Annotated in this window: 12 protein-coding genes; all 12 read right to left on the bottom strand. The window is 47.2% G+C overall.

Going from position 1 to position 12986, the window contains the following annotated elements; all coding sequences use genetic code 11:
• A complete protein-coding gene (locus tag KCTCHS21_RS00385) occupies positions 1–927 on the bottom strand; it encodes a serine/threonine protein kinase (protein ID WP_130604614.1) in 927 nt (308 codons plus the stop codon).
• Positions 911–1669 carry a vWA domain-containing protein gene (locus tag KCTCHS21_RS00380; protein ID WP_130616274.1) on the bottom strand — a complete coding sequence of 253 codons (759 nt, stop codon included), beginning with the start codon at positions 1667–1669 and terminating at the stop codon, positions 911–913. The genes KCTCHS21_RS00385 and KCTCHS21_RS00380 overlap by 17 nt, the downstream gene beginning before the upstream one ends.
• A gap of 88 nt (positions 1670–1757) precedes the next feature.
• Positions 1758–2693 carry a cation diffusion facilitator family transporter gene (locus tag KCTCHS21_RS00375; protein ID WP_130604613.1) on the bottom strand — a complete coding sequence of 312 codons (936 nt, stop codon included), beginning with the start codon at positions 2691–2693 and terminating at the stop codon, positions 1758–1760.
• A gap of 818 nt (positions 2694–3511) precedes the next feature.
• A complete protein-coding gene (gene spoIIE, locus KCTCHS21_RS00370) occupies positions 3512–6058 on the bottom strand; it encodes a stage II sporulation protein E (RefSeq protein ID WP_130604612.1) in 2547 nt (848 codons plus the stop codon).
• Between the two features lie 889 nt (positions 6059–6947).
• A complete protein-coding gene (locus KCTCHS21_RS00365) occupies positions 6948–7400 on the bottom strand; it encodes a S1 domain-containing RNA-binding protein (protein WP_130604611.1) in 453 nt (150 codons plus the stop codon).
• A gap of 125 nt (positions 7401–7525) precedes the next feature.
• The gene (locus KCTCHS21_RS00360; protein ID WP_157993899.1) at positions 7526–7834 is read right to left on the bottom strand and encodes an FtsB family cell division protein; all 309 of its coding nucleotides are present in this window, start codon (positions 7832–7834) and stop codon (positions 7526–7528) included.
• Positions 7835–7963: 129 nt separating this feature from the next.
• A complete protein-coding gene (yabQ, locus tag KCTCHS21_RS00355; protein ID WP_130604609.1) occupies positions 7964–8557 on the bottom strand; it encodes a spore cortex biosynthesis protein YabQ in 594 nt (197 codons plus the stop codon).
• Positions 8554–8835: a sporulation protein YabP gene (gene yabP / locus KCTCHS21_RS00350; protein WP_130604608.1), complete on the bottom strand. Its 282-nt coding sequence runs from the start codon at positions 8833–8835 to the stop codon at positions 8554–8556. The genes yabQ and yabP overlap by 4 nt, the downstream gene beginning before the upstream one ends.
• An 84-nt stretch (positions 8836–8919) precedes the next feature.
• Positions 8920–9999, bottom strand: a complete 1080-nt coding sequence (locus KCTCHS21_RS00345) for a lactonase family protein (RefSeq protein ID WP_130604607.1) — start codon at positions 9997–9999, stop codon at positions 8920–8922.
• Between the two features lie 750 nt (positions 10000–10749).
• Entirely contained in the window at positions 10750–11031 is a 282-nt protein-coding gene (locus KCTCHS21_RS00340; RefSeq protein ID WP_130604606.1) for an RNA-binding S4 domain-containing protein, read from the bottom strand.
• Positions 11032–11035: 4 nt separating this feature from the next.
• A complete protein-coding gene (locus tag KCTCHS21_RS00335; protein WP_130604605.1) occupies positions 11036–11308 on the bottom strand; it encodes an HU family DNA-binding protein in 273 nt (90 codons plus the stop codon).
• Between the two features lie 190 nt (positions 11309–11498).
• Positions 11499–12980: a bifunctional methyltransferase/pyrophosphohydrolase YabN gene (gene yabN, locus KCTCHS21_RS00330; RefSeq protein ID WP_130604604.1), complete on the bottom strand. Its 1482-nt coding sequence runs from the start codon at positions 12978–12980 to the stop codon at positions 11499–11501.
• Positions 12981–12986 lie beyond the last annotated feature (6 nt).

The following is a 12986-nucleotide window of genomic DNA, read 5'->3' as shown; positions in this document are numbered from 1 at the left end:
CTATTGAAACATCCATAGCGCCACTAAGGATAGACAGAGAACAATTGAAGCGCCCAGCAGACCAGCCATCCACCCTGGAACCCGATCATTGGATTTTGAAGCTGTCTGAGAAATACGAACAGCATTACGCCATTGCTTGCTAGCATCCTGAGAATGCTCGAATTGTCCCGTTAAAGCCTTCTCCATCCAATCCTCCAGCGGAAGGAGCCGGGGATTGCTTCTTACCAGCTTCATAAGCTCCCGTGGATGACGATTCTGTGGCAGCAAAATCTTAGATAGCTGCACCAACCGCTTGCCATCAAGCGCATGCAGCCACAATAATGCCACTGAGAAATGGTCGTAAGCCGGATCAGCCGTACGGCTACCCGCAGACCAATAGCCCCTGTCATAAATCTCAGTAAATTGGCGAACACTTCGGCCAATAGCCGACATGCCTCCATAATCTACAAGCTCAACCCGTCCGTACTCACCAACCAGGACGTTATCACTTTTAATATCCCCGAAAATCCATCCCGCTTCATGAAGCTGCGTTAAGCGCTCTAATAAACGGTAACCAATAACGCCCATCCAATGGGAGCCTTTCTCCCTCAGATAGGCTTTAACTGGACTGCCTGGTATGTAACGCATGACGTAGAAGGGAACCTTCTTTCCCCCTACCATGGCATCATCTACATCCAACAAAAAGGGAGGACGATCCTTCTCCGAATGATCTAAGGACGCTAAAATATTAGCTTCTCCCTGCAGCTCCGCAGCTTCCAATCCAAGTTTAATCGCAAACTTCAAGCGACTGCTGGAGGAAGACGCTAAATACACTTGCCCATTAGCCCCTACTCCTAATAACTGGTCCAGACGATAACTTCTACCATTCCACTCGCCTTTTATTTCTGTCCCTGGCGGAAAAGGCTGCTTATCAGACGACGTAGTCACTCCGCACCCCGTTCGAATCGCCCTGTGTGGTCTTTAGCGACGTGTCCATTTGCTCTACTGTGCTTATTTTACCACAAGTTTCCGTAATAAAATCTACGACTTGTAGAAGTGCTGGTCCTGTTGGCGTCGTGCCTCCCATACGAATTTTGCCAAACAGCGATCCTATCTTACCTGAGTTGGATGTCCATCCCGAATCCATAACGCAATAAGTATGCATTGAATCTCCTGGAAAATGAAAAACAGCTACCTGGCTCTTACCTGATCTCGCCTGTAAGCTAAGCGTTAGATCGCGGATCGCTTCCTCCACAGCACGCAGCTTTGGTTTCATGCTAGCACTAGCGTCAATTAGTAAAGCTAAAGACAGTGACAGGGTTTCTTCCATCTCCTCCATCACTTTAACGACCTCGGCACGTTTAGGCGGGGGGAGTGAGCCTACATCGCCTACGCCGAACAGCTGACGAAGCTCATGGTTAACGGCCTGCTTAATGCTTCCTGCAACCGTCTGTCTCGTCATCATCTGCACAGTTCGGGATAGCTGCCGACTCGTGACGATTTGACTGATACCTCCACCAGCACGAGCAATTTCAGCAATTTCAGCGGCTCCATACTCGCCAATAGTCCCTTCATCTATAACGCCTGCAACATTAACCGTAATGCCTTCTGCATAAGCTTGAGCCGCAGCGGAAACGGGGCTTTCTCCCACATTGGAGCCCCCGTCTGTAATTAGCAATATTTGTTTCATCATCTCATACTCCTCCTAGTGACTAGAATCTATTAATAGTGTCGCCAAAGTATGAGAGATTTAACCTTATCCGAGATTTCGCAGAGAGCTAAGCCCGACGTAATTGAAACTGACGACCATACTCTCCATGATCATGCAAATCTGCGTTTTCAACCTGAATCGTTGAATGGGAGATGCCGTATTTGCTTTTCAGCAGCTCGTCTATCGCTAAAGTAACGCAGTAAGGCTGAATATCGCCCCGAACAAATACATGGGCCGTAAGCGAGTAATGCTCTGTCGTTACAGCCCAAAGGTGCATTTCGTGCACATCCTCCACGCCTTCTACAGTCGCTAGGTCCGCGCGTATTTGCTCCAGATCAAACCGTTCAGGAACAGATTCCATCAGAATCAGGTAAGCTTCTCGTATAATCCTAAAGCCTCCTGTACAGATAATCGCACCAATGACCATACTAATTAGAGGATCGAATATCGCCCATCCGGTGTAATAGATAACGATTGCTGACACGATAACACCAACCGAGCTTAACAAATCTCCGATAAAATGCCACAGCGCGCTTTTTACGTTTAGATTGTCTTCCTCTTTCATGCTTCTGCTCAGTACAATTGTCAGTACGATGTTCACAACGAGCCCGATCGAAGCAATGATTAGCATTAGCTTCAAGTCCACAACCTCGGGATGAATGATCCGCCGGATACCTTCTATTACGATCCATAACGAAATGACGATTAGTGCCAAACCATTGATGAATGAGGCAATAATCTCGAAACGAAGAAATCCGAAGGTAAACTTCTGGTTCGGCCTGCGAGTCGCCATGTAGATGGCAAGCATACTAAGACCAAGCGCGAATACATCGGAAACCATATGCGCCGAGTCTGATAATAAGGCAAGAGAACGGGACAGCAGCCCACCGATCAATTCAACAAATGTAAAAAAGAATGTGAGGCCCAGTGTGATCCACAACGTCTTCTTCGAAGCCTTCTGCTCCTTCACATGATCGAGGTGGTGGAAATCAGACGTATTCATATTGATCAGCCTCTCTTGTTTAGAATAATTCTAATCTAGAACTTATACTCATCATATGCTTGCGAAGGCCATTCAGGCAATTGAACATTGTATGGATAACAGAAGTAATAATCATTTTCAAAGGGGGGGGGAGTTGCTATATTCGGGGAAAAAGGTTCAGGGGGATGATTCGCGGATTCTGGTTATAAAAGTTTTCGAAGCCACAAGTTGGATCTTCGATACCGTCTCGCTGGACTAGCACCCATATATCGTAGCTTTTACAGGTCACAATAAGCGTAAGCATAAACGGCTGACACCGTCCTTTTACGGCGTTCCACGGTTTATGTCGGAGGTTATTCAGAAATGGATTGCGTGACATATAACATATAGCTTACGAACTCAGTAACTCTTATTTGATCAAAATCTAATGATTTTATATTTTAACGAACTCCACGCATCTTATATCCAATAAAATAGCGCCTTTCCTCCTATATTTTCCTCAATAACGCTTCTGAAGTTCGTAAGAAAAAATAAATAGTCCAATTATCGATAATAAGAACGATATGGTTCGTTAGCTAGGACACGCGCTGCCGCAGGTGAGATTGTAATCGGTGTCCGGAATATAGTGGGATGCGTGAAGTCATAAGCGAGGTCGTAGTCGGTTGCGGAGTATAGTGGAAGTAGTGGATTGCGGAGGGGTGCGGTGCAGTAGGATATGGTGGATTATAAACTTTCTGGCTTCGCTAGATAGGGTACTAATTTTACATTCTTAACATTGCAAGAAAACCCCCTAAATTCGGGGGCTTTCCGCCTGTATGAATTCACATCCTTCTGAACGATCAGCTCACCGTCCTTGGTCGCTCCATGCGGCTCAGACCGGGCCAGCTAAAGGCAGCCCATTCCGGTTGGTGGCGCGTTAGCCGGGTAACGATGACGGTCATATCATCCTTAACACCGCCAGGATACTGTCGCAAAGCAGTATCTAGCAATGCATCTGCAATATCCTGTGGTTCATCCACATCAAGCTCCTGTAGCACTCTTTTCATCCATAGCTCCTTATTAATCGCATGCCCTGGAGAATCCATAATTCCGTCCGTCATCATAATAAGTGTATCCCCAGGCTGAAGCTGCACCCTTAATAAATCAATTTCGATATCCTGTAAAATTCCAATAGGCAGGTTATTGGCAGCAATCTGAATAATCTCTCTCCCTCGTTTAATAAAGCTTGGTGTAGAGCCTATCTTAAGCATCGTCGCATGAGCAGTGTACAAGTCGATTAGCGCTAGATCGACCGTTGCAAACATCTCCTCAGGGGAGCGCAGCAGCAGCACAGAGTTGACTGACTTAACAGCCAGACGTTCATCAATACCAGATTTCAGCAGCTGCTCTAGCATAGATAATGCTGCACTGCTCTCCATTCTGGCTCTCACTCCATTACCCATTCCATCGCTTAAGGCCACAGCAAACTTCCCATTGCCTAATTCCACCATCGTAAAACTGTCTCCCGACAGCATATCACCGTCCTTTGCAGCCCCTGCTACCCCCGTTTCTACTTCATATCTCTTAGCCGAAGCGAACGTAACCGTGCTCAGATGGGCAGAGGGCTGTTCGGATCGCTCATTCAGAACTGTGACGGTTTCCCCTAGAATCTCGGAAAGAATGGGAGCAATCATCTTGCGGCACTCATCGTATCCAGTGCGGAAAGCATGCACCATCTCAATATCAATATGTCCCTCCTCTAGACTTATAATATCTATGTTCTGAATCGCCAGCCCCATATGGTCGAGGGCATCACGAATTTGCCTCTCCTGAGTATCCATTTGCTTGGCTTCGCGACGAATTTCCTTAACGAGATCATCCATTACCTGAGAAACCCCTGTCAGTTGGTCTGCGACCAGAAACCGACTGTCCTGCAATTGCTGCCTCCAATGCAGATCATTCTGATAGACCTCGTATTGACGCTTGAGCACATCAAGCACCAGCGGCGTTTTCACGCAAATCCGGGTCCATGACTTGGGCATTTGGGTGGGCATCAGATCAGGCTGCTTTTCTACAGCTGTCATCATATCCGTCATAAGCTTATATGTTGGAATGAACTGACTGCCCCAGCACAATTGTTGACGATGACAGCTTGAGCAAGCTCGTTCATGAACCGCATTTACAAAATGATCAAGATCTCGCCCTTGTCTGGCCGTTTCTCCCGCTTGGGTCATCTGACGGAAGCTACCAGATAGCTGACGGAATACCTCAGAAAACTTTTCCACCCTTTCTGCCGTTATATCTCTAACCTTTTGTGCATATTCGTGCTGGCTCTGTGCATAGGTTGAAGTACCAGGAATAAATCTAGATAAAGATTCCGTAACCGAACGAGGGGTAAGCAATAGAATTATAGAAGCCGCCACCGTCGCCCATGTCGATGCCATCATTTCTGAAGAGCTCCCACCGTATAGTGCCAGCACCGAGGTGCCTAGCAATAAACCGAACACAGCCGCTGGCTTGCCACCCTCACGGACAAGGCCAGCCATGAGCCCTCCAAAAGCAAGTAAGCCAATCTCTGAGGCTGCGCCATGATTGGACAAGCTAAGTACCATGCCCGCTACTACCCCGGCTGACGTTCCCAGAGCAGGACCACCAATGTAAGCTACTACAGCAACAAAATAACGAGATAAAACACTGGCTACAGCAATTCCGTACATTGTCCAGCCTGTCATTCCGGTGAGAAGGCAGGCTAGTAAAATAGCAATGCCAACCCATTCCTCATGACGCAGCTCGGAAGCCTTTCTCGTTCGGGCCAGCACAGGAATGGCATGGACAAAAAGTAAAGTAAGCACGAATGCCAGCCCTGCCTCAACCAATGTGAGCACGTAAGGCAACCAAGAGGTTTTATCCATGAGAAGTGTATCGAACAATCGGACAATCAATGTTGCCGCGAACACAACAACGGGCGCGTGTGATAAATCAGCTCTCTCATAAAGCACCAGTCCGCGGTAGAGCAAGTAAATAACCCCTATCTCCGCACAAGTAACCGCCGTCATAGGATCTACTGCCCAGAAGCTGCCCGCCACAAGCGCAAGCGCCGCCCAGAAAGCGAGATCTCTACGCAAATACAGCACAACTCCGAAAAATGCTGCCGCGAAAGGCGCAACCCCTCCCAGCATGACCGCCCTGCCTAATAAAAATCCGACTCCAACTACCAACAGCAGCCATTGCTGCGCGCGTAAAGCTTCTCGCCACCGCAATAGCAGCGAAGGTGGACTAGAGCTTTCTTGCTGCGACTTTGCGGTGCTTCTCCGCTTCTGAAACCAACTCTTGCGACCTTTGTTAGGAGCGAGAGAGGGTCCGGTCCCTGTTAATGACACGAAAGGAACAACGGACGGCTTGTCCATGATGCACACCCCATTTACCAGATTGAATTGTGTTCTTTATTATAGGGGGGGCATTTCATGAAGTTTGTCAGAAACGGTTGGCGGGAAAAAAGTTTTTTCCGACACTATCGGACGGACGTTGGCGAAGCCATTCGGGATTATAACAAACGTACGGCGCCCATAGGATATTCTCGCTTTTCCTGAGCGCGCACATAGCCATATCGCCAATTACGACAACAAAAAAACGCGCTCATCCGACGTGTGATGGCGCTCCTTGCTATCCCTCTATTGACGCCAATCGCGCGCGCATGCCGGATAGGGGCGAATGAATGTAGAGGTTTTCAAATATTTGAATTTTTTAATTAATTTCCTCAATGATACGTAGCAACAGCTATAGATTTTATGGTTACCGCGCTGTTGGCCATGTTGGTTGGGGCAATAGCCATACATTCTATGGTTAATTCGACTTGAGACGGGTTTGTGGGAGCAATAGCTATACATTTTATGCCTACTGCGTCTGTGACCGTGCTGGTTGGGGCAATAGCTATACATTCTATGGTTAATTCGACCTGAAACGGGTTTGTGGGAGCAATAGCTATACATTTATGGTTAATTCGACTTGAGACGGGTTTGGGGGAGCAATAGCTATACATTTTATGCCTACTGCGTCTGTGACCGTGCTGGTTGGGTCTATAGCTATACATTCTATGGTTAATTCGACTTGAGACGGGTTTGGGGGAGCAATAGCTATACATTTTATACTTACTGCGACTTTGGGCGTGTTGGTTGGGCTGTAGCCGTAAGTGATATGTTTCTTTATGCGCGCCGTTGTTGCCCTCGGATTAACGTGGATGGTTCTTTTCGCAACAAAAAACCGAACCCATTTGGTCCGGTTCTCGATACGTATATCTTACGAACGACGTCCGCCACGTCCGCCTCGTTTGGATTCGGTGCTTTTCTTAAGATTAGAAATACGCTCTTCGCTGTCCTTAAGAAAGCGAGACAATTTGTCATCAAAAGAGGGGGATCTTCCGAAACCACCACCACCCGGTTTGGAGGGACGCCCACCGCGATCGCGTGGTCCACGTTGTTGCGGTACTTGCTGCTGTTGCTGCTGTTCCGGCGGTTTGTCCACGGCTTGACGAATGGACAGACCTATCTTGCCGTCTTTGTCCACATTAATGACTTTAACTGTAACCATGTCATTAATCTTCAAATGCTCATGAACATCCTTCACATAGCTATCGGCAATCTCGGAAATATGAACGAGTCCAGTAACGCCCCCAGTTAAATCTACGAACGCTCCGAAATGCGTGATGCCGGTAACTTTGCCCTCCATTTTGGTACCCACTTCGATGGCCATAAAAACAGATGTTCCTCCCTGAACCTAAATGTGCCCGAACGATACAAGTCCGGCTATGCTAATTATAACCGACAATCGAAAGCAAGGTCAACAGACGTTAAACTACCTTTAGCTTATGTAGCGGCTTATTTCGTTTTAATTGGGATTTCTCCCGGAAGTCCCAGCCCATGCTCCTTACGGGCAATTTGACCGATATATTCATCATCGTTCAAGCGGGCTACCTGCTGCTTCAATGATTCGTTTTTGACCTGGGCATCGGCAAGCTTCTGGTCTGCTTCAAGCAATTGACTCGAACGATCACTAAGCTGTCCAGATTGTACAATTAGGACATATACAGCCCAACTCATGAAAAGAACCATTATAAACAACAATAATTTCAAGCGTCTACGTGCGCCAGTGATAGTAGGTTTCGTGTCTACATTGCGTGAAGGCATTCCGATGCCTCCTTCCCAAGTCATTTACTAATCATAATGAGGTATCACGGGCTTATTATAGCATAGTTACTGATGGTGAAAGTATCCTTCTTACGAAGCATTTCTGTTAAGAATGTTGTCGAACCGTCGCTACGGTTTTTTCTTAAAAATATCCCGTATTTGACGTGCACGCTCTCTCATTCGGCCATAAGCTCTCACCATAGGCTCAAACTTTCTTCGAACAGGCAGAAGCTTAGGCCATATCCGAATACCCATTGCAACAAAGGGCTTAAACAGCAGCTTGCCTGTCCAAAGCAATAGCGCCGCCGTAACAATAAAGAAGATATCGATTATCTTTGCAATCAACCGAACAATCCATAGAAAGGGAACTAGTACTAATGTATTAAACAGCTTCCATAGAAATCGAAACAGGGCTTTAAGAAAATCAAAGAATTTACTTGAAAGCTTAACTACCCAGCTGCTAAAAATACCAAAGTAGCCAGTGATCCCAATGCCTAGCCCCAGAAACACGTACATCCGGACCTCGCCCTCATTGCTTGCTAGCAAAATCCGGAATACCCCCAGGGTTGCCGCCGCCCAATACACCACATCTAGCGCTGGGAGCAGCCAACGGGCGACAGTAAACCGATGGGAGGCGACACGATAGACATCAAAGACGAGCCCCATAGCAAGCCCGCACATCATCATAGAAACAATCGTCATCCATTGTGCCGCCGCGTTCATTTAAACATTTTCCCGAACAGACCCTTCGACTTAGTGCCTGTAGTCCCGTCCAAATAGACAAGGGAATGGATCGTTCCCTCTATCGAGACTAGCCCTTGGTCTAAGCTTAGGTTTTTCATATGCAGGTTTTGCCCCCGCACGGTCAGAAAGCCGCACTCGGTTTCCAGCAGAAATTCCTCATTATCAAAGCTATCCACGTTGCTGACTCCGGAAATATCAAGAGACTTCCGGTTAAGCATCTTGACCTCCTGATGCTTGGCCCCTTTAACATGCTCCATGGCACGTCCCTCCTTGCCTTTAAGACTAGCCTATGGGCGGTGGGAACGAATTAGAACTAAGGGCAAGGTGACTAAGAGTTCATTTTAGCGGATTAGTACACATACGGGGGTGCTGATGGACAATTCAGTACCTGTAAAAATCGGCAATCCAGATTGAGGCTCTATACGAAAAAGAACAAGAGAATCTGAGCCCTGATTAGCAGCGAGTAGCCATTGACCGTCTGGCGTCAACGCGAAATTACGCGGTGTTTTTCCTCTTGTTGAGACAAATCCAGTGCTGCTAAGCTCACCAGTATGTTCATTAATGTTGAAAACAGCAATGCTATCATGTCCACGATTGGAGGCGTAAACGAATCTACCATCCTTAGAGATAAGAATTTCCGCGGTCCAGCTCTCTTCTGTGTAGGAATCAGGTAGCGTTGAAATGGACTCCAGACGCACAAGCTTGGTTGGGTCCTCTAAGGATATCCTCGTAATCGTGCTATCCAGCTCATTCAATACGTATATGAATTTTCCTGAAGGATGGAAAGCTAAGTGTCTCGGTCCTGCTCCAGGCTCGAGCGAGATGGCATCGTGCGCGGACCATTCATGCGCTTCAGGGCCACGGGTATAGACCATCACTTTGTCCATTCCCAAATCATTAACGAATAAATATTGACCGTCAGGACTGAAAAAAACAGAGTGAGGGTGCGGCGCCTCTTGACGTGCCTCATTCGGACCTGTTCCCGTATGGCGGAATCGAATTGCTGGTGGACCTGGTCTTTTATCCGGATTAATCGGGTACATCATAACGGATGCTCCGTTATAATTGGATACCGCAAGCCAATCCTCTGATGGGGTTAAGCTAAGGTGGCAGGGATGGTTTCCATGAGTCGGAAGATATTGTCCTGGGCCTAGCTTGCGAGTTTCTGCGTCAATTGGGAAAGAAGCGAGCTGACCGCCCTCCTCATGTCCACCTTCGCCATCATCATAGGAATCTGTCTCGCATACCGCATACAGACGAGTCCCTTCCTTGTTCATGCTAAGAAACGAGGGATTTTCTATGGCGCCGTATTCAGCTGTTTTGATAAGCTCTCCGGTGTCAGGAAGTAATTCTACCCGGGTAATCCCAACCTTGTCTTTGGCGCTGTATGCGCCGATCCATATTTCGTGAGCTTTGGTCATATTGATCGCTCCTCGGTTATGTAAATCCTAAAAATAAGAGCCCCCGAGTCGCCTCGAGGAACTCTTATTCATGATAACAACAATTAAGGAATTTGTGCAGGGGTAGCTAGGGTGGATTGGGCGACATATGTGCTGCCTCTGCATACTCTAACTCATTTTTCGCAGCTTTAATCTTGAAGCTAAGTCTTAATATAGGTGGGTAAAAGAAAGATTAGACTAAACATAGACGGCACACCTCGCAGAAAATGTCCATTCTATCTGCGACTGCAACTTCCAACTACCATTTAAAACGGAATCACGATGATCCAGAGTAATAGCTATACATTCTATGGTTAATGGGGCCTGAGACGGGTTGGTGGGAGCATTAACTATACATTCTATGGTTAATGCGGCCTGAGACGGGCTGGTGGGAGCAATAGCTATACATTCTATGCTTAATGCGGCCCGAGACGGGTGGTGGGAGCAATAACTATACATTCTATGGTTAATTCGACCTGAGCTGGTTTAGCGGGGGCAATAGCTATACATTCTATGGTTAATTCGACCTGAGACGGATTGGTGGGAGCATTAACTATACATTCTATGGTTAATTCGACCCGAGATGGGTTGGTGGGAGCAATAACTATACATTCTATGGTTAATTCGACCTGAGACGGGTTGACCTCCCCCAAGCGCAGGAGGATATGACCAGGAGAGCGACAAAAAATAAAGAGACCGGTCAGCGACCGGTCTCTTATGTGCATTTTATGACTATAGCCCGAAAGGATCTTCCTCGCGCTTGCGAGCTTCTTCCTTAAGCACGGTATAGAGGCCCAAAGTATCCTCTTTACGTGTGGACTCGGTTAGCCGCTCAATTTGCACGGTTAATGTGCGCTGTCCAAATTGAACGTCAAGCACATCCCCAATCTTAACGGTAGTACTCGGCTTTGCCTCCTTACCGTTGAGAAGGACGCGCCCTTGATCGGACACGTCCTTCGCGACGGTGCGGCGCTTAATGAGCCGCGACACCTTCAAAAACTTATCCAGACGCATCTAATTACTTAACAGCGTCTTTCAATTTGTTGCCCGCTTTGAAAGCAGGTACTTTGGAAGCTGGGATTGTGATCGAGTTACCTGTTTGTGGGTTACGACCTACGCGACCTGAACGGCTGCGAGTTTCGAATGTGCCGAATCCGATCAGCTGTACTTTGTCTCCGTTAGCAAGAGCGTCAGTTACTTCGCCCAGAAAGCCATTCAATACGGATTCTACGTCTTTCTTAGTTAAGCCGCTTTTGTCTGCGATGTTGTTGATAAGGTCTGTTTTGTTCATGTTACAAAATTCCTCCTATGTTGTACCTAGTTTCGTTCCTAGAGCCAATAAGCCGCTTGAAACGTTAATTGTTTAATGCACGAAGGATACTATTCTGCCTTTGGCTGAAAAAATCCTGCAAAAATCGAAAAATTTTCTCGAAATAGGTAGAAAGTACGGGTATTTCGGCGAATTTTAGGTTTTTTTAAGGTTAAAGGCGAGTTTTAGCTTCCTGCCACCAATCTTCCATCTCTAGCAAATCAGTTTGTTCAAAAGTTCGGCCGCTTATACGTAGCTGTTCCTCAATGTACTTAAAGCGTGCTGCAAACTTACGATTGGTGCCCGCTAGCGCTTCTTCGGGATCGGCTTTAATGAACCTTGAAGCATTAACGACAGCGAATAATAAATCTCCTAATTCATCCTGCTGGCGCTCCGGCGATTCTTTCTCTGCCGCATGCCTGAGCTCCTGCAGCTCTTCTTCAATCTTGTCGAAAACACCTTTCAAATCGGGCCAATCAAAGCCTACTGACGATGCCTTCTTCTGCTGCTTATGGGCGCGAGGAAGCGCAGGCAGGTCCTTGGGAATGCCATCTAAAATCGACTCACGTTCCGGTACTCCCTTGCGTTTCTTTTCTTCGGCCTTCATCTGCTCCCAATTTTTCAAAGCCTCTTCTGCATCTTGGGCATTCTCGCCGCCAAACACGTGAGGATGACGGAAAATAAGCTTATCGTTCAGCTCCGCCAATACATCGTAAACATCGAAAGCCCCAGTCTCCTCTTCCATCTGGCTATGAAGAAGAACCTGCAGGATAACATCGCCAAACTCTTCCCTCATACCATCTGGATCATCGAGATCCAGCGCTTCGATCGCCTCAAAGGTTTCTTCTATAAAATTACGGCGAATGGATTGATGCGTCTGCTCACGATCCCAAGGACAGCCTTCTGGACTGCGGAGGATAGACACAATATCGTGCAGCCTCTCGAAAGAGCGTCGACGCAAACGATCATCGTTGTCGGCAGGAATGTAGACCAGCATCATGTTGCCGTAAGTCTCCAGCCGATCGAGCTCATGAAGCGGTATTTTTACAATATTTTCGTGTCCGACGACTCCCAATGCTTGTCCGACAATAATCGGGTAATCGTCCGGGTAAACATTCATCAGCGTTAATTTGACCTCGGAGGCCGTAAAAGCATCGTAAACCTGTCCAATAACCGAATGTAGACGCGGTCTGAGATGCTCACGTGTTAAATCCGCCGCATCCAGTAGCTGAAAGCCCTCAATAGGATCAAAGCCTAAGCGTGTAAATGCCTGATCTAAGAAGCTTTCGCCGCCAATGATTTGTAACTGTACATCCTCCTTGACAGCATGCAGACGAAGCAATTGCACCGTTCGTTCAGCGACCATCGGGTGACCAGGTACTGCGTAAATAATAATATCGTCGGGATGCTTTATAGCAGCTTCAAGAAGCTCCTGTGTAATAGCTTCGTATACCGCCTCAAATGATTCTAACTGTTCATAAATACGATCAAAAGCATCAAAAGTAATATTCCGCAGCATCAAATCAGCAATAACGGGGTGATCCGCTGTACGTACATAGCGATGGGTGGATTGCTCCAATGCCTTAAGTGTTCCGAGCGTTAATTGATCTTCTCCGCCGGAGCCGAGTCCGACGACTTTAATTGAGGGTGGCATATAGAA

It is taken from the genome of Cohnella abietis (genome assembly GCF_004295585.1).
GTDB classification, from domain to species: domain Bacteria; phylum Bacillota; class Bacilli; order Paenibacillales; family Paenibacillaceae; genus Cohnella; species Cohnella abietis.
This window is presented reverse-complemented; position numbering and strand designations above follow the sequence as displayed.